We start from the raw sequence: 17,600 nt of genomic DNA, 5'->3' as shown, positions 1-17,600 counted from the left end.
TGGACCTCGGCAGGAGCCGAGATGAAGAAACAGTGTCGTTGGTCACATCCGGCGATCCAGTGGAAACCGCTGCCCAACTCCAGGGGCTGGGTCCGCCCGCATGGCTGCCGTGGTCGTGTCGACTCCGGATTCCGAGCGTCCGCATACCGAGCGGTTCTCGTGGAAATTCACCGGAACAGACCGAATGATTCCGCATCTCGGAAGATGCTCGCGGCGATGGTCGTTCCATACTCGATGTCAGCGGCGGACTCGCGAACCTCGGCGGGTGCCCCGACGCGCGACGCACCGGGAGGGCAGCGGATGTCTACTGAGGACTTGGCGACGGCCATCGACCACCTGCCGCTGGTGGACCACCACGTGCACGGCGCGCTGGCCAGCGCGGTCGACCGGCCAACGCTGGAACTGCTGCTCACCGAGTCCGACCGACCGGTTCCCACCTGGATGACCCAGTTCGACTCGCAGCTGGGCTTCGCCATCCGGCGCTGGTGCGCCCCGGTGCTCGACCTGCCGCCGCACGCCGACGCCGCCGACTACGTGGCACGCCGCGAAGAACTCGGCGCACCCGAGGTCGCGCGGCGGCTGCTGGCGGCCAGCGGCATCGGGCACTACCTGGTGGAAACCGGGTACCAGGGCGACGAGGTCCTCTCCCCTGCCGAGATGGCGTCGACTTCCGGCGTCCCAGCCGACGAAGTCGTGCGCCTGGAAGCGGTGCTGGAGGACCTCGCGCGGCACGAGGTGCGTGCCGCGGATCTGCCGTCGCGGTTCCCCGAAGTGCTCGCGGAGCGCACCGTCGGCGCGGTCGGCCTCAAGAGCATCGTCGCCTACCGCTGCGGTTTCGACTTCGATCCGCAACGTCCTTCGGATGTCGAAGTCGTTGCCGCCGCCGAAAATTGGCTGCGTTCCGGCGCTGGGCGCGTGGCCGACCCGGTCTTGCTGCGGTTCCTGCTGTGGTCGGGCGTCGACCGCGGCCTGCCGTTGCAGCTGCACGCGGGCTACGGGGATCCCGACATCGAGTTGCACCGCTGCGACCCGCTGCTGCTGACGCGGTTCATCAAGCTCGTGGAGCCGTTCGGGGTCGATCTGCTGTTGCTGCACTGCTATCCGTTCCACCGCAATGCCGGATACCTGGCGCAGGTCTTCCCGCACGTGTACTTCGACGTGGGGCTCGGCGTGAACCACAGCGGGGTCCGCTCGTCGGCCGTGGTCGCGGAGTCGCTGGAGCTCGCGCCGTTCGCGAAGATCCTGTTCTCCTCCGACGCCTGGGGGCCGCCGGAGCTGCACCACCTGGGCGCGCTGCTGTGGCGGCGGGGTATGCGCAAGGCGCTTTCACCGTGGGTCGAGGCCGGTGAGTGGTCCGCACACGACGCGATCCGGGTGGCCCGCATGATCGGCCGGGACAACGCACGCCGCGTCTACCGGCTGGCAGCGCGGTGAATCGGAGCCTTGACGAGATGGCGGCGGAGGTTTAACGTCACCCAGACATCTGACGTCTGATGACAGGGAGCCTCGGGTGTCGTTGCCGGACGAACTCTCCGAGCGGTTGCTCGGGTCGATCATCGATGGCAGCTACCCGCCCGGCACCGCACTGCCTTCGGAAGGCGAGCTCGCCGAGCAGTTCTCGGTGAGCCGGTTGACCATCCGGGAGGCGATCAAAGCACTGCGGGTGCAGAACGTGGTGCGCATCCAACGCGGTCGCGGCACCTACGTCAACGCTCCAGCGCAGTGGACCGCGTTGGATCCGATGATCCGGGCCGCGACCTCGCCCCGGTCCAGCAGCGCAGTCTCGGAAAGCCTGATCGAGGCCCGTCGGCTGCTGGAGGTCGGCGCCGCCGAGCTCTCCGCCGTCAAACGGACCGAGGAAGACCTCGCGCAACTGCGGGAACAACTGCACGACATGCAGACCGCCGCCGACACCGACGACGTGGAACTGTTCGTCGCCGCCGACATCGCCTTCCACAACACCGTGATGCAGTCCACCGGCAACGTGTTCATCCCGCTGATGTTCGAGCCGTTCGGCCGGTTGCTGATCGAGGGCCGCCGGGAGACCTCCTCGGTCGGCGAGATCCGCGCCAACGCCATCGAGCAGCACACCAAGATCCTGCGCGCGCTCGAATCCGGCGATCCGGTGCGGGCTCGGCGGGCGATGATCGACCACCTCGCGCAGACCGCCGACGACCTGCGCACCCACGTGATCGACAAGCAGGGCTGACCAATGCGGGGAGGAGCAATGCCGCCGGTTCCGGTAGACGAACTGCTGGCCGGGCTACCACCGGTCCGCCCGGTCGAGGCGGCCGAGATCACCGACGGACCGCACCTGGTCGTCCTCGACGACGACCCCACCGGCACCCAGACCGTCGCCGACGTGCCGGTGCTGACCAGCTGGTCCACCGAGGACCTGCGGTGGGGGCTGCGGCAGCCGGGCCGCGCGTTCTTCGTGCTCACCAACACCCGCAGCCTCGCCGCCGACGACGCCGCCGCGCGCAACCGCGAGGTCGTCGACGCGCTCACCGAGGCGGCGCGGGCCGAAGGCGTCGACTTCGTGCTGGCCAGTCGCAGCGACTCGACGCTGCGCGGCCACTACCCGCTGGAAACCGATGTGCTGGCCGAAGAACTGGACCGGCGCGGACGCCAGGTCGACGGTGTTGTCATCGTGCCCGCCTTCCCAGATGCCGGTCGGTTCACGATCGACTCGGTGCACTGGACGCGGACCGCCGAGGGGATGGTTCCGGCCGGTGAAACCGAATTCGCCCGCGACGCCAGCTTCGGCTACCGCAGTTCGAACCTCCGCGACTGGGTCGCGGAGAAGACCGGCGGACGAGTCGCGGCCGAGGACGTCCTGGCGATCACGCTAGCCGACCTGCGCGCCGGTGGACCCCAGCACGTCGCCACGCTGCTGGCCGGGGTGCGCGACCGGCGGCAGATCGTCGTGGACGCGGCCTGCGACGACGACCTGCGGGTGCTCGCACTCGCCCTGCACCAGGCGGAATCGCAGGGCACGCGGCTGCTCTACCGGATCGGACCGGCGTTCGTGCGGGCCCGGATCGGGCAGGCCGCGAGCCCGCCGTTGAACGGGACTGCGCTGCGCGCGTACGGCGCCGGGCACGGGCTGATCGCGGTCGGCTCGCACGTCGGGCTGACCACCGCGCAGCTCGCCGGGCTGCGCGAGCTCGGCGGCATCGAAGAGTTCGAACTGGACGTGCCGACCCTGCTCGATCCGTCCACAAGGGACGATCACATCGCCGACATCAGCCATCGCGCGGCGCAGGCGATGGCGCGCTGCGATGCGGTGATCCGCACCAGTCGCACCCTGGTCACCGGTGCCGACGCGGACGACAGCCTGGCCATCGCCCGTGCGGTGTCATCCGCTCTGGTCGAGACCGTGGCCGCGGCGGTTCGGACGCGCCGGCCAGGATTCGTCGTCGCCAAGGGCGGGATCACCTCCAGCGACATCGCCACCGACAGCCTGCACATCCGCCGCGCGATCACCAGGGGCACGATGCTGCCGGGCATGGTGTCGCTGTGGGAACCGGTGACCGGTGCGTCGGCGGGGATCGCCTACATCGTCTTCCCCGGCAACGTCGGGGACGAACACGCCCTCGCTCACGTCGTCCGCACCCTGCGCACTCGTGAGTGATTTTGGCCGTCACAGCAACCAGAACCACTCACGACCGGAGGAAGACATGGCCACGCCACGGGTTTCGGTGATCGGCCTCGGCGCGATGGGGCTGCCGATGGCCACCCACCTCGCCGCCGAGTTCCCGGTGACCGCGTTCGACGTAGCGGAGGGGCAACGCGCCCGAGCCGCGGAGCAGGGCGCCACCGCGGCGGCGAGCCCGGCGGAGGCGGTAGCCGACGCTGATGTGGTGCTGCTCGCGCTCCGCGACCAGCAGCAGGTCGACGAAGCGTTGTTCGGCGCGCAGGGAGCCGCATCGGCTCTGCGTTCGGACGCGGTCGTGATGCTCACCAGCACCATCGGCCCAGCAGCGGCGCGAGCCACGGCGGCGCGGCTGACCGGTCACCGGTTCGTCGATGCCCCGGTCAGCGGCGGCCCGGCCCGCGCCGGTACCGGTGACCTGCTGATCGTCGTCGGTGCCGACGACGAGGCGCTGGCGGTGGCCCGTCCGGTGCTCGAACGACTCGCCTCGACGGTGACGGTGATCGGCTCTAACCCCGGCGACGGGCAGGCCCTCAAAGCGATCAACCAGTTGTTGGCCGGAGTGCACATCGCCGCTGCCGCGGAAGCGGTCGCGCTGGCGCGTGGCATCGGGCTGGAGCCAGGCGTGGTCATCGAAGCGCTCAGCCAGGGCGCGGCCAGTTCGTTCATGCTGGCCGACCGGGGCCCGCGCATGCTGGAGGCGTACGGCGACGGCGCTGAAGTCCGGTCGAGGCTGGACATCTTCGTCAAGGACATGGGCATCGTCGGCGAACTCGCCCACAACGCGCACGTGCCGACACCGCTCGCGGCAGCCGCCCACCAGCTCTACCTGCTCGGCGAGCAGGCAGGTCTCAGCGCCGCCGACGACTCCAGCGTCGTCACGGTCCTGTCGCCGAAGGACTGAACCCACGGCCGACGCGCACGGCCATCTGGGGCGGATTTCCCAATTGCAGGGAAATTTGGAACACCCGCCTCGGCTCAGGGCGGTTTCAGGCGGAACTGCGGCCCAGCAGGGTGGGGCGGGTGTTCAGGTGGAGTTCCGCCCACGGGTCCGCGGGCACGATCTCGATGCTTCGGCCCAGGTCGTCCAGCAGGCGGGTCTGCCGCTTCAGCTGGCGCAGGGTGATCGCGCGTTCCGCCAGGGACAGCGACGGCAGGTGGGCCGCCAGGTATTCCTCCAGCCGCTGGCCGTCCTCCGGGGACCGCAGCCAGACGATCATGACGAGGTTGTGCTCACCGGTCACCGCGGCGCAGAACCGGATCTCCGGCAGCTTCGCCAGCCGTCGACCGACCTCGGACAGCTCGTCGGGCGGCACGTTCGCCCAGAAGATCGCTGAGACCGGCCAGCCGGTGAGGCTCTGCGCGACCTCGCAGCGGATCGACATCAGACCGCCGTCGATGAGCCTGCGCAGCCGCCGCCGCGCGGTGGACACGCTGGTGTCCGTCAGCGCGGCGAGCTCGGCCACCGACCGGCGGCCCTCGGTGCTCAGCGCGACCAGCAGATCGCGGTCCGCTTCGGTGACCACACCCTGGCGCGTGCGCTTCAGGGCGTGCCTGGCCAGTTCCGCGCGCTGCCTCGGGGAAAGCGCGTCCAACCGCCAGTGCCCGCCTTCGCTGTAGACGGTAGTGGCCGGTTGCACGCTAGTGCGCCGGACGCCGGGCTGGTGGCTGAGCTCGTCCAGCACGAAGCGGGACAGCGCGGTCAGATTCCGCGCGTTGATGAGCACGAACAGATCCCGCCCGCTGCCGACGTGGTGCACCGAAACGACCTGCGGCAGCCGCGCGAGCACCGTCGCCAACCGGTCCCGGTGGGCTGGCACGCAGTCGATCTCCACGCAGCCCAGCACGAACGACGACGGTACGGTCAGCCGCGCGTACGCGGTCATCCACACCAGCCCGAGCTCGGTGATCCGCTGCCATCGGCGCGCCACCGTGCTCGGATCGACGCCCAGCACCGAGCCGAGCACCTGCCAGGAGCCGCGCGGGGCGATCTGCACGGCGTTGACCAGCGCCAAGTCGAGCTCGTCGAGGATGGACGAATCTTGCATGCACAAACCTTCACGTGACCGTTTCCGGCAATCCAAGCAGCGCGGCGGAATGCTTGTCCACCCTGGCCGTACTGCGGGTACGAGCCCGCGGCGAGTACGACTGCGCTCGGAGATCGCATGGACACAGCGCGTACCCGGAACACCCGGCTGGACCGGGTGTTCGCCGGGATCGAACGGCTCGGCAGCAAGATCCCCGAACCGTTCTTCCTGTTCGTCTACCTGCTGATCGCGCTGGCGGTGATCTCCACGGTGGTGGCGGCCTTCGGCGTCACCGTCGAGGTGCCCGGCAAACCCGAACCAGTCCCGGTGCACGCCGTGCTCAGCACCGAGGGCCTGGTGTGGTTCCTGACCAACTTCGTGGACAACTTCATCGGTTTTCCGCCGCTGGGCACCGTGCTGGCGATGATGCTCGTCGTCGGTTTCGCCGAGCGGACCGGATTCCTGTCCGCCGCCGTCACCCTGGTCTTCGGCCGGGCGCCGCGCTGGCTGCTGCCCTACGTCGTGGCGTTCGTGGCGTGCCAGGGCCACGTGATGTCCGATCCGTCCATGATCGTGATCCCGCCGCTGGCCGCGCTGATGTTCAAGGCCGCCGGACGGCATCCGGTGGCGGGTCTGATCGGCGCTTTCGCTTGCGGCGCAACGGGTTACGGCGCCGGAATCCTGATCGGCTCGCTGGACGGGCTGTTGGAGGGCATCACCAGCAAGGCGATCCAGATCGCCCCGCCGCCCACCGAGGTGCACACCCACATCGCGATGAACTACTTCTTCGCCGCAGCCGCCGGGCTGCTGCTCCCGCTTGTCGGCGGGTTCCTGATCGACCGGGTGCTGGAACCGCGGCTCGGGCCGTGGACCGACCCCGACGGGGACCAGACGATGGAAATCACCGCACAGCAGCGCAAAGGTGTGTGGCGGGCGTTCGCGGCGCTCGCCGGTTACGTGGTGCTGGCCTTCGCGACTTGGCTGGTGCCGGGCAGTTTCCTGCGCGGCGACGGCGGCGCGCTCGTTCCTTCGCCGTTCCTGGACAGCATCGTCCCGCTGATCATCTTCGCGTTCCTGTTGGCGGGCCTGGTCTACGGCACGACCGCGGGCACTGTGGCCAAGCGTGCCGACGTGCCGCGGATGATGACCGAGACGGTCAAGGACATGGCCGGTTACATCGTGTTCATCTTCGTCGCGGCCCAGTTCATCGCCCTGTTCACCTGGTCGAACCTGGGCACCCTGATCGCCGTCGGCGCCGCCGACGGGCTGCGCGCCGCGCACCTCACCGGCTTCCCAGCGATCCTGGTGATGATCCTGCTGGCGACCGTGGCGAACCTGTTCATCACCTCGGGTTCGGCGCTGTGGTCGCTGCTGGCGCCGGTGATGATCCCGGCGTTCACCATCCTCGGCTACGACCCGGCGTTCATCCAGGCCGCGTACCGGATTGGTGACTCGACCACGCAGGCGGTCAGCCCGCTCAACGCATACGTCTACATCCTGCTGAGCGTGAACCGGAAGTACCAGCCGGAGACCCAGTTGGGCACGCTGCTGGCCCGGTTGAGCGTCTTCGTGCTGCCGTTCTTCGCGATGTGGCTGCTCATCCTCGCCGTCTTCTACTTCTTCGACCTGCCAGTGGGGCCGGGCTCCGGCATCCGGCTGTGACCGTCTACAAAGGAGAGAGCATGCAGTTCGACGAGCTCGTGGCGTTGCGGCGCGACTTCCACCGATACGCCGAGCCCGCGTTCCTGGAGATCCGCACGTCCAGCATCGTCGTGTCACACCTGCGGAAACTGGGCTTGGAGCCGCTGACCGGGCAGGCCGCGATGCGGGCCGAAACCGTGGTCGACTACCCCACCGCCCAGCGACGCGAACTGGTCGCCGAGCGCGCGGTGAACACAGGCGCCGACGCCGCGAGCGTCGAGCACGCCGCCGAGTTCGGCACGGCCGTGATCGCCGAGGTGACCGGCAACCGGCCCGGCCCCACGTGGGGGCTGCGGTTCGACATGGACGCGCTGCCGCTCGCCGAATCCGACAGCTCCGAGCACGCCCCAGCCGCGCTCGGATTCCGTTGCGACTACGGTGCGATGCACGCGTGCGCGCACGACACCCACACCACCATCGGTCTCGGACTGGCCAGCAGATTGGTCGCGGACAACGACTTCGCGGGCACGGTCCGGTTCCTGTTCCAGCCCGCCGAGGAAGGTGGCCGGGGCGCGGCGTCGATGCTCGCCGCTGGAGCCGCCGACGGGGTCGACCGGTTCGTGGCGGTGCACCTCGGTCTCGACGAACCAGCCGGAAAAGTCAGCGGCGGCATCCAGGGCCTGCTGGCCACCACCAAGATGCGCGCCAACTTCTCGGGCACGGCCGCACACGCCGCCGGAGCGCCGGAGCAGGGCGCCAACGCGCTCGTCACCGCCGCGAGCGCGCTGCTCAACGTGATGGCGCTGCCGCGATACTCCACTGCGGACACCCGCATCAACGTCGGCACGCTGCACGGCGGCGACAACGTCAACATCGTGCCGTCCTGGGCGGAAATGACCCTCGAAGCCCGCTCCACGGACACCGAAGTCAGCAAGGATTTGACGGAGCGGATCAAGAACGCGCTGCTCGGTTCGGGTGCGATGCACGGAGTGTCGGTCGACGTCGTCGAAACCGGCGGATCGGCCACGATGGACTGCGACGCGGAACTCGTCGACACCATCAACCAGATCGCGGCCGGACTACCGGAAGCCAAGACAGGTAACGGTTTCCAGCAGATGGGCGGCAGCGACGACGCAAGCCTGTTCGCCCGAGCTGTCCAACAACAGGGCGGCATCGCAACGTACATGACGGTCGGAGGCGGAAACACCGCACCACACCACAACCCGCTGTTCGACATCGACGAAACCGCCATGCCAGTAGCCCTCGACGTCATCGAACGCCTCATCCGCCACTGACTCCCGACTGCTCGCAACTCGCGAAAAACCTCGGCGCGAACCGTGCTCCGCCGCTCCACAGCGTGACGGAATAGGAGTGAGGGGCACCCTTCACCAACATACTTGGTAAAGGGTGCCCCTCACCTCTCACCCGAACGGGGTTGTGGGTGCGTAACCGGGCTGGGGCGCACTCACGACGTCACCAACTCGGCACCGGGTGGCACCGGCCCCGTTCGACCGCGAGCGGCGCACACCACGTCGTGGCCCCGCCGCAACGCGACGGCAGCAACCTCCTTCGACAGAAACGAAGTTCCACCCAGCACGAGAATTCGCATGTCCTCGGCCCTGCCCGGCATCTCACCGGTCGTCGACCCCAATCGCTACCGGTGAACACGCCCCAGGCCGTCTGTCAGGCTTGGCAGAGCTGCGCGCGAAGGGTGTCGAAGGCCCATTGCTCCCACTGCTCCGGCGACCAGCCGCGGTCGCGGACGAGGAGCAGGTAGAGCTCGGGGCTGAGCAGGCCGAAGAGCACGTCGGCCGCGTGCTCGGCCGCCAGGTCGCCGCGCACCCCCGGCTTGGTGACCAGTACCTTCGCCGCGGCCGCCTGGACGGTGTAGCGCGGGTCGGCGTCCCGCTGCCACAGATCCGCGATCTCGGGGTCCGCCGCGGCGGCGATGCGCAACATTTCGCTGATCGTCGCGACCCGCTCCATGATGTGCCGCACGCCCGCGACATGCGCCCGCAGCTGGGCCTCGGCGGTCTCGGCGTCGAGGGCGGCACGGAACCACGACCGGTCCATCGTCGCGATCGGCTCGTCGTCGCCCGCGATCGCGGTGTCCACGACCTCCTTCAGCAGGGTCCGCTTGTTGCGGAACGTGAAGTAGATGGTCTGCACCGCGACTCCGGCCCGGTCGGCGATGTCCTGCAGCGGCGTCGCGGCGTAACCGTGCTCGACGAACAACTCGCCCGCGGCCTGCAACATCCGCAGCCGCGTCTGCCTGGCCCTCTTGGCCCGCTTCCCACCCTTGTTGACCGGACTCACGACCGGAGTCTATAACTAGAGTCAGTCACTAGAGTTGGACTCTAGTCAAATGAGAGGGGCAGCGATGGGACCGGTGGTCAACATCCAGCAGTCCGAGGCGTGGAACGGTTGGGAGGGCAGGCTCTGGGCGGAGAACCCCGACCGCTACAACGGGATGCTCGACGATTTCAACGCCGCCCTCTTCACCGCCGCCGAGATCGACGAAGGCCACCAGGTCCTCGACGTCGGGTGCGGGACCGGACGTACCACCCGGCTGGCGGCCGAACTCGCGACCCGAGGACGGGTGGCGGGCATCGACCTCTCCGCCCCCATGCTGGCGCGCGCCCGTGCCGACGCGGCGGGCATCCCGAACATCGAGTTCGTGCAGGGCGACGCCCAGGTCCACCCGTTCCCGGAAGCCGGTTTCGACCGGGCCATCAGTCGGGGCGGCGTGATGTTCTTCGCCGACCTGGTCGCCGGGTTCGCCAACATCCGCCGCGGCCTGCGACCAGGTGGTCGACTGGCGTTCATCGGCCCGACCGCGCCGAACCCGGACGGTGACTACACCCGCGCCACCGCCGCCCTCGCCGAGTTCATGAGCGGACCGTCACCGGCGGCCCGCGGCATGATGTCCATGGTGGACCCGGCCCGCATCGACGAAGTTCTCACCGAGGCCGGATTCCGCGACATCACGGTCAACAGGGTCGAAGCCATCGAGGTGCTGGGCGAGGACGCGGCCGCCGCAGCCGAATTCATCTGCTCGCTGGGCCCGGTCCAGTTCAACCTCCAGGGCCTGGATAAATCCACTGTGGACAAGATTCGCGACGAGGTGCGCGCCGGACTCCGGCGGTACGAAACCCCGCAGGGCGTTCAGGTGCCCGGAACCGTCTGGCTCGTCCGCGCCACCAACTGAGAGGAAGCAACGTGGCATCGATCGTCAACACCCAGCAGGCCGACGCGTGGAACGGCTACGAAGGATCGCACTGGGCCGAGCACCAGGACCGCTACGACGCGGTGAACAGCGGGTTCAACGAGCACCTGCTGAGCGCCGCGAGCATCGGCGAACGGGACCGGGTGCTCGACATCGGCTGCGGCAGCGGTCAGACGACCTGCCTGGCCGCCGCGCGAGCGACTCGGGGACGGGCCGTCGGCCTCGACCTCTCGGCGCCGATGCTGCGCCGCGCACGGGAAACCGCAGCGCGGGAGGGCGTCGGCAACGTGTCGTTCGAGCAGGGCGACGCCCAGGTCCATTCGTTCCCGGACGGCTGGTTCGACGTGGCCATCAGCAGGTTCGGCGTGATGTTCTTCGCCGATCCGGTCGCCGCGTTCGCCAACATCCGCCGCGCCCTGCGACCGGGCGGACGGCTGGCTTTCGTGTGCCTGCGGGACATGAACAGCAACGACCTGGGCCCGGTGCTCGGCGCGCTGGCGGAACACCTACCGGCGCTGGTGCCAACCGATCCGCACGAACCCGGCCCAACCTCGCTGGCCGATCCCGCCCGCATCCGCGAGGTTCTGACCGACGCGGAATTCTCGAACGTGACCGCGATTCCGGTCGAAGCCCCGCAGGTTTGGGGACACGACGCCGCGGACGCGGCCGACTTCCTCTTCGAATGGGGCCCGATCCAGGCGATGCGCCGCGACGCGGACCCGGTCGCCACCGAACGCGCGCACGCGGCGCTCATCGCGGCGATGCGACCGCACCAGCAGAGCGACGGCGTGCGACTGCGCGGCGCGGCATGGCAGGTCACCGCCACCCGGCGGAGTGACGAGTGAATTAGCGACTCCTGGAGCAGGCGCGCTGATCACAGTTCGCCGAAACCGGTTGATCACCGGTTGGGCGTGTCCTAGGACTGTGGGATTGCCGCAGTTCGAGGGGGAACGGGATGGATCGGTTCGCTGTTCGGTACGCCGCGATCGGTGAGGCGTGGGAAAGCGTGCGCGACGCCACCGGGCAGATCCGAACGAAGCTGGCTGATCTCGATGGATCGCTCGGGCCGCTGCGGGCGTCCTGGACCGGGCAGGCTGCCGAGAGCTTCGAGGTGGCTCGGGCGACGTGGGTTCGCGAAGCCGAGGAGATGACCGAATTCCTCGACGACATGGCGGATCTGCTGTCGCTGATCGACGAGAACTACCTCAGCGCGCACCAGGCGAACCTGGCCATCTGGGATGGCGGCAGCGGGGCGTCGCGCGGGTCGGCGACCGTGCCGATGTCGGCGGGCCCGGCCGCCGGGCCCGATGGCGAGGTCGATGTCTCCGTCGAGGAACTGCGCCGCGCCGCGCGGTCGTTCCACGGACTCCAGCAGCAGCTGGCCGACAACATGGCCTGGACCAGCCGGAACCTGCACGCGAACGCTGTGGGCATGGCCGGAGCCGACCCGGTGCTGGCCCCGTGGCGAACCCTCTACGACGACACCGCGCGGGCGGTGTGGGCGGTGCTCGGCGCCGCGACGGATCTGCTGGGCGGCGTCGCGCAAGGCATGACCGACACCGGCAACAACTACGTCGACTCCGAAGAAGCCTCCGTCGCCGGGCGCGGCGGCGAACTGCCCGAGCGATTACCGCAGCTCCCGGTCGACACCGTCCGCCCCGGCCCCGAACCACCACCCAGCGGTTCCGGCGCCCCCGCGCAAGCCCTGGAGGACTGGGGCTACGAGTACTGGCCCGACGGCGATCCCGATCGGCTCATGTACGGCCACAAGGAGTGGGCGAGCTTCCGCAAAACGCTTGTGGAGGTATCGCAATCCGGCGACACCCTCATAGACGGCTTGGTGGAGACCAACCACGGCGAGGTCTTCGACCGCATCCGCGAATACTGGGCTTCCAAGTCCCAGTTGTGCGGGACCTCGGAAATCCTGCCCGTGCTCACCTCCGCGTGCAGTGCGCTGAGCGAATCGTGCCGGGTGCTGTCCAAAGCGGTGCGCAACGCCCAGAAGAGCATCGCGAAGCTCTACGAGTCGCTGGACGATCTGGATGTCTTCTCCGCACTTGGCCTTTTGCGGAGGTATTCGATCGCTCAGCTCGCTGAACTGGGCTACGAGACCGGCAGGTATGCGGCTATCAAGACCATCACCCCCAAAATCAAGGCAACGTACGAGTACGAGCGCGGCGAAGCCATCCAGCTGCTCTCCGGCATCTCCGACCGGCTGCACGCCTGGGCGCGCGATGCCGAGGCGGTCACACTGGAGTCCGAGCGACGGGCCTACGATCAGGCAGACCATGGACTCGAACAACACCTCGGCACCGCGCCGTACGACGCCTGGGCAGGAGTGGCCGGACCGCACCCCGACCCGGCATCCGTGCACGTCACCGCTGAGCGGGCGACGCACATCCTCGACGGCGACCAGACCGGCGGTGGCCACCTCGCCGGGACCGGAAACCCGGGAAAGACGGAGTTTCCGCCGCCGCCAGGATGGGACAGGGCAGACATCCTGAGCCGTGTTCAGGACGTGGCGAAGAACCCAGACGGCCCGCCATTCAAACAGAACAACGGTACCTGGAAGGTCGCCGGAGTCCGGGATGGCGTCCTCATCGAAGCAATAATCAGAGAGGACGGCAGTGTGGTAACCGCGTACCCAAGAAGCGGACCCGGCGTCAACGAGAACCCAAGAAGGCTGTGATCATGGACGAGATCGAATTCATGAATCGAACCGATGACCTTCTGCACCGAATGCGTGATCGCTTGCCTGAAAGGGACTACGACTCCATGTGCGGCGCAGCGCACGCCGGTGAACACGCCGAAGTCCTCGACAACCTTCTGGCTTTCCTGAAGAACACCGAAACCCCAGTGGCACAGCGCGAACGCGATGAACTACGTGCGGTCATGGGATTTTACCGACTCCCGGTCGAGATGTACGACTTCATCAACGATTGGGAGAACATCGTCTCGTCGCTGAACGTCATCGATGACGAGCCGGACAGAGACGAGCCCGAACCACCAGGTCCGTCCGGACCGTCGGTGATCGTGCACGAGAACCCCGACTTCGCCCGCACGCTGCGGACCCAGGTGGGGCTGCACGTCGATCTGCCGACCCGGCTGTACGAGCCGTTCGTGGACCACTTCTCCGCTGCCGTCGGGGTCGGTGTCGAGGTCAACCTCGCCCGTACCAACCCCGACCAGTACCTGCGGAAAGGCAAGGTGCACAAACCGACGAAGGAGGAAGCGAACTTCGTCCCCGTGCTGATCCAGGTAATCAGCAGCTGCTCCATCTGGGGCGGCGGCATCCTCCTACGCGGCTTCGAACAGTGGTGGACCAAGAACCGTTCCGACGCCGAGTCCCTGATCCGCCAGATACCCACCATCCTGGCGGCAGAGCAGTACGGCGACGACAACTTCCACATCGCCCTCGCCGACATGTCCTCGTCCACTGTCGAGCAGGTGCTCGCGGTACTGGCCGAATCGGAGGTGCTGGACGCATTCCCCGAGCCCATCCCACCAGTCCCGGTGTTCAAATACCCGCCCATGTGACGGTGGAGGATTGCGATCATGGACGACGTCGAGTTCATGAAGCGGACGGACGCACTCGTTGACCAGATGCGTGACCGACTGCAGTACAAGGACATATTCTTCACGCCCGGCCCGACCCCTGCTGGTGAGCACGCCGTGGTGCTGGATCTCCTGCTGGGGATCATCGGCCGAGGGAAGGTCCCGATCTCTCAGCGGGAGAGGGACGAGCTGTGCGCCGTCATGGGGCACCTCGACCTGCCGGTCAAGTTCCTCGGCTCCATCAACGACTGGGAGAACATCGTCGCCGCAGCGCTCATCATCGATGATGAGCGCATCGCGGATGCCCCCGCGCGGCCGGTGACCGCGCACGAGAACCCCGACTTCGGCGACGCACTGCGGCACGAGGTCGCACTGCACATCGACCTGCCACCAAGCCTGCACGGTCCGTTCGTGGACCACTTCACCACCACAGCCGGAGTCGGTATCCAAGTCGACCTGGCTCGCACCATTCCCGACGAGTACATGCGGAACGGCAGAACCTGCAAGCCGACGACGATGGAATCGAAGATCGTCTCCATGTTGATCCTGATGGTCAGCGCCTGCTCAATTCGGGGCGGCGGCATCCTGCTGCGTAACTTCGAGCACTGGTGGACCACAGCCCACCCCGAGGCGAAGACCCTCATCCGCCAGATGCCCACGATCCTGGCGGCAGAACGATACGGCGACGCCACCCTCCACGTCGCTCTCGCCGACATTTCCCCGGCCACCACAGCAGAAGTCATTACCGCCCTCGCCAATGCCGAAGTCGAAGAATCCCTCAATCCCGCGCCCATTCCAACTTTCAAGTACCCAACGACCAGGTCTGGTGTGCTGAACCGACCCGAGAAGAAATGACCATGGACGACGTCGAGTTCGCGAACAGGGTGGACGCCCTGTTCGGCGGGATGCGGGACCGCCTCCCCGAGAAGACCTACCAGTTCATGTCCAGGGCGGCCGAAGATGGCGAGTACGGCGACGTCCTCGACGTGCTGTTGGCCGCGCTGCAGGAGGAGCGCTTCCCCATCTCACGGCAGGAGCACGACGAACTCCGCGCGATCATGGAATCAGTGTCGTTCCCCGACTACATGTACGACTCCATCAACAGATGGGAGTACATCCTCTTCGTCGCCGAGGTCATCGAACCCGAGCCGCCACCGCCCGGGCCGTCCGTGACCATCTGCGACAACCCGGACTTCGACAACGCGCTGCAAGCCCAGGCGGGTGTGCACATCAACCTGCCGCCTCACCGGTTCGAGTCGTTCGTTGACCACGTCACCACCACCGGCGGAGTCGGCGCCCAGCTCGACCTCGCCCGCACCATCCCCGCCCAGAACTCGCGGGGCGGCGAAACTCGCAAACCCACAACAGATGGAGCGGACATCGTCGCTACGTTCATCCTGACGATCAGCCTTCGCTCCATCTGGGGAGGTGGTGTGCTACTGCGCAACTTCGAACACTGGTGGACCGAGAACCGCTCCGATGCCGAAATCCTCATCCGACAGATCCCCACCATCCTGGCGGCAGAGCAGTACGGCGACGACAACTTCCACATCGCCCTCGCCGACATGTCCTCGTCCACTGTGGATCAGGTGATAGCCCTGCTGACCGAATCAGAGGTGCTGGACGCGTTCCCCGAGCCCGTCCCGCCCGTCCCGCTGTTCAAGTACCCGCCTATGTGACCGTCAGCCCCGCGTGGCCAGCCAGCCGAAACGGCGCAGGGCGCTGGCGAAGCGTTCGGTGTCGGCAGCCAATCTGCCCAGGCGCGCGGGGTCCACGTCACCGGCCGGGATGCGGCTCGCTTCGTCCACCAGATCCTGTTGCAGCACCTGCATCGCTGACGCCATCTCGCGCGGTGTGTCGATCCGTGCTGGGATCATCCCGTCCACCGGCGTTCGGTCGGTGAGGCCCGGAAACTTGACCGCCACAAAGCAATCCGCGCATTCGCGCATCCCCACCGGCAGCCCAGGGCGCGGCTCCCCCGGCGCCGAGCAATCCTCCACTTCGGTCGCCTGGAACAGCTGTCGGCACCAAGACCGGACCAAGGAATCGCTTGCGCCGCAACGGATGTGCGCGAACCTGCACCACTCCGGCACAACCCCCTCCCGGTACTGGAAATGCCGAATCTGGTTAGCCAGCCCATCCGCGTGTCTCACGTCCCGCAGCCGTTCGTGCATTAGACTTCCTCCCTTAGCAGGCGTTTTCGTTGCCACGATCTAGTCACTCCCAACAATCGGGCAACGTGGCATCATCAACAAGGTCGTGACCGTGGGCGCAACAGGTGATGCGCGCAGGTCCGGACGCTGAAGATGGCGTTGCATCGGCGACAACACGGAGACGCACCATGACCAAAACACCGAAAGGGCGGGCTCTGGGGAGCGCGTTGCGCCAAGCAAGGCAGGACCGCGACCTGACCGTGAGAGCATTCGCCGCTCAGCTGGGGCGCGACCCCGGAGTGCTCTCCCGCTGGGAAACCGGCGAGCGAACCCCGAAACCCGAGCAGGTCGCACAAATCCTCACGTCGCTCGGCGTCAACGGTGAGCGATACGAGGAGATCGTAGATCTGGCCTACGGCGCGAATGACTCGAACTGGGTGGCCACGACGCTTCCAGCTCAGCGTCAGCAACTAGCCGCCTTCATTGACTTCGAACAGAACGCGACGAAAATTATTGAGGTGTCGCCGCTGCTGATTCCAGGACTGCTCCAGACGAACGACTACATCCGCACTGTCATGACGGAGGCGAGCGTTCCAGCGGGCGAGTTGGCCACACGGATAGCCGTTCGGATCGGACGCCGCGATGTGATCACTCGTGATAAACCTGCCCGTTTCGTAGCTCTCGTTGGAGAAGCCGCCCTCCGGCAGCTGCTCGGCGATCGAGAGGCGATGATCAAGCAGCTCAGGTACATCTTGGAGGTTGCCCGGCGCCCCAACATCGATCTGCGGGTTTTTCGTTTCGACACCGGATGGCACCCCGCGCTCGAAGGACCTTTCCACCTCATAGAGACAGGTGAGGGAACGGTCGTGCACCTGGAAAACCGCAAGTCCGCGTTGTTCTTGCACGAAGACTCAGACGTGCGCACCTACCGACGAGCAGCAGAGAAAGTACTTGACGTGGCGATGAGCCAGGCCGAGTCTGCCAAGCTGATCAGGTACATCGCCAACAACATGGAGAAGGGCAATGAACGCTGAACCAACCTGGCACAAGTCCAGCTACAGCGCCAACACCGGGACCTGCATCGAGCTCGCGAGTTCCTTAGACCGCATCCGCGACTCCAAGGATCCCCACGGCCCGACACTGCGCGTCAACGTCGCTGGATTCGTGCAGGCCGTCAAAGCCGGACGATTCGACCGCTGAACATGGATCGGCCTCGCCCGAGCTGAGGCGGACCACCGCGCGCAGGAGTGTGTGGTGGGGGGGGGGGGGGAAACCCCCCCCCCCCCCGGGGGGGGGGGCCCCCCCGCGGCGGGGGCGCTGGGGGGGGGGGGGGGGGGGGGGGG

At 67.5% G+C, this 17,600-nt stretch carries 17 protein-coding genes and 1 pseudogene; 14 read left to right on the top strand and 4 right to left on the bottom strand.

Features of this window, described 5'->3' with window-relative positions; genetic code table 11:
* Nucleotides 1–300 precede the first annotated feature (300 nt).
* From MOQ72_RS25200 to MOQ72_RS25185, 4 genes are all read left to right on the top strand, one after another.
* Complete coding sequence (locus MOQ72_RS25200; protein WP_242188105.1) at nucleotides 301–1,434, top strand: amidohydrolase family protein; 1,134 nt, start codon at nucleotides 301–303, stop codon at nucleotides 1,432–1,434.
* Between the two features lie 76 nt (nucleotides 1,435–1,510).
* Complete coding sequence (locus MOQ72_RS25195) at nucleotides 1,511–2,209, top strand: FadR/GntR family transcriptional regulator (RefSeq protein WP_242188104.1); 699 nt, start codon at nucleotides 1,511–1,513, stop codon at nucleotides 2,207–2,209.
* Nucleotides 2,210–2,227: 18 nt separating this feature from the next.
* Entirely contained in the window at nucleotides 2,228–3,634 is a 1,407-nt protein-coding gene (locus MOQ72_RS25190) for a four-carbon acid sugar kinase family protein (protein WP_242188103.1), read from the top strand.
* Between the two features lie 46 nt (nucleotides 3,635–3,680).
* On the top strand, nucleotides 3,681–4,559 hold the full coding sequence (locus MOQ72_RS25185) for an NAD(P)-dependent oxidoreductase (RefSeq protein ID WP_242188102.1): 879 nt from the start codon (nucleotides 3,681–3,683) through the stop codon (nucleotides 4,557–4,559).
* Nucleotides 4,560–4,644: 85 nt separating this feature from the next.
* On the opposite strand, the gene MOQ72_RS25180 is transcribed toward MOQ72_RS25185, so the two are convergent.
* Nucleotides 4,645–5,703: an Lrp/AsnC family transcriptional regulator gene (locus MOQ72_RS25180; protein ID WP_242188101.1), complete on the bottom strand. Its 1,059-nt coding sequence runs from the start codon at nucleotides 5,701–5,703 to the stop codon at nucleotides 4,645–4,647.
* Between the two features lie 117 nt (nucleotides 5,704–5,820).
* Between MOQ72_RS25180 and MOQ72_RS25175 the strand changes: the two genes are divergently transcribed.
* Nucleotides 5,821–7,344: an AbgT family transporter gene (locus MOQ72_RS25175; protein ID WP_242188100.1), complete on the top strand. Its 1,524-nt coding sequence runs from the start codon at nucleotides 5,821–5,823 to the stop codon at nucleotides 7,342–7,344.
* A gap of 20 nt (nucleotides 7,345–7,364) precedes the next feature.
* Nucleotides 7,365–8,618 carry an amidohydrolase gene (locus tag MOQ72_RS25170; protein WP_242188099.1) on the top strand — a complete coding sequence of 418 codons (1,254 nt, stop codon included), beginning with the start codon at nucleotides 7,365–7,367 and terminating at the stop codon, nucleotides 8,616–8,618.
* A 179-nt stretch (nucleotides 8,619–8,797) separates the two neighbouring features.
* On the opposite strand, the pseudogene MOQ72_RS25165 reads toward MOQ72_RS25170, so the two are convergent.
* Together MOQ72_RS25165 and MOQ72_RS25160 are read right to left on the bottom strand one after the other, a co-directional pair.
* Nucleotides 8,798–8,932: pseudogene (locus tag MOQ72_RS25165) on the bottom strand (epimerase); the annotation flags it as partial.
* A gap of 74 nt (nucleotides 8,933–9,006) precedes the next feature.
* On the bottom strand, nucleotides 9,007–9,639 hold the full coding sequence (locus MOQ72_RS25160; RefSeq protein ID WP_242188098.1) for a TetR/AcrR family transcriptional regulator: 633 nt from the start codon (nucleotides 9,637–9,639) through the stop codon (nucleotides 9,007–9,009).
* A 49-nt stretch (nucleotides 9,640–9,688) separates the two neighbouring features.
* Here MOQ72_RS25160 and MOQ72_RS25155 point away from each other — a divergent pair, with 49 nt between their 5' ends.
* The 6 genes from MOQ72_RS25155 to MOQ72_RS25130 all read left to right on the top strand — a co-directional run bounded on the left by MOQ72_RS25155 (nucleotide 9,689) and on the right by MOQ72_RS25130 (nucleotide 15,783).
* Entirely contained in the window at nucleotides 9,689–10,531 is an 843-nt protein-coding gene (locus tag MOQ72_RS25155) for a class I SAM-dependent methyltransferase (RefSeq protein ID WP_242188097.1), read from the top strand.
* An 11-nt stretch (nucleotides 10,532–10,542) separates the two neighbouring features.
* Complete coding sequence (locus tag MOQ72_RS25150) at nucleotides 10,543–11,394, top strand: class I SAM-dependent methyltransferase (protein WP_242188096.1); 852 nt, start codon at nucleotides 10,543–10,545, stop codon at nucleotides 11,392–11,394.
* Between the two features lie 110 nt (nucleotides 11,395–11,504).
* A complete protein-coding gene (locus tag MOQ72_RS25145; protein WP_242188095.1) occupies nucleotides 11,505–13,238 on the top strand; it encodes a WXG100 family type VII secretion target in 1,734 nt (577 codons plus the stop codon).
* A gap of 62 nt (nucleotides 13,239–13,300) precedes the next feature.
* On the top strand, nucleotides 13,301–14,086 hold the full coding sequence (locus tag MOQ72_RS25140; protein WP_242188094.1) for a hypothetical protein: 786 nt from the start codon (nucleotides 13,301–13,303) through the stop codon (nucleotides 14,084–14,086).
* A gap of 18 nt (nucleotides 14,087–14,104) precedes the next feature.
* Nucleotides 14,105–14,959 (top strand): hypothetical protein, encoded by an 855-nt coding sequence (locus tag MOQ72_RS25135; protein WP_242188093.1) that lies wholly within the window; start codon nucleotides 14,105–14,107, stop codon nucleotides 14,957–14,959.
* Nucleotides 14,960–14,961: 2 nt separating this feature from the next.
* Nucleotides 14,962–15,783, top strand: a complete 822-nt coding sequence (locus MOQ72_RS25130; protein WP_242188092.1) for a hypothetical protein — start codon at nucleotides 14,962–14,964, stop codon at nucleotides 15,781–15,783.
* Nucleotides 15,784–15,786: 3 nt separating this feature from the next.
* Here MOQ72_RS25130 and MOQ72_RS25125 read toward each other — a convergent pair whose 3' ends face one another.
* Nucleotides 15,787–16,278 carry a hypothetical protein gene (locus MOQ72_RS25125; protein ID WP_242188091.1) on the bottom strand — a complete coding sequence of 164 codons (492 nt, stop codon included), beginning with the start codon at nucleotides 16,276–16,278 and terminating at the stop codon, nucleotides 15,787–15,789.
* 167 nt (nucleotides 16,279–16,445) lie between these two features.
* On the opposite strand from MOQ72_RS25125, the gene MOQ72_RS25120 reads away from it, so the two are divergent.
* Both MOQ72_RS25120 and MOQ72_RS25115 read left to right on the top strand, forming a co-directional pair.
* Nucleotides 16,446–17,291: a helix-turn-helix domain-containing protein gene (locus tag MOQ72_RS25120; RefSeq protein WP_242188090.1), complete on the top strand. Its 846-nt coding sequence runs from the start codon at nucleotides 16,446–16,448 to the stop codon at nucleotides 17,289–17,291.
* Nucleotides 17,281–17,457, top strand: coding sequence for a DUF397 domain-containing protein (locus tag MOQ72_RS25115; RefSeq protein WP_242188089.1), 177 nt, complete (start codon nucleotides 17,281–17,283; stop codon nucleotides 17,455–17,457). Before MOQ72_RS25120 ends, MOQ72_RS25115 begins: the two co-directional genes overlap by 11 nt.
* Nucleotides 17,458–17,600: the final 143 nt, after the last annotated feature.

This window comes from Saccharopolyspora soli (assembly GCF_022678645.1).
Classification (GTDB): Bacteria; Actinomycetota; Actinomycetes; order Mycobacteriales; family Pseudonocardiaceae; genus Saccharopolyspora; species Saccharopolyspora soli.
This window is presented reverse-complemented; position numbering and strand designations above follow the sequence as displayed.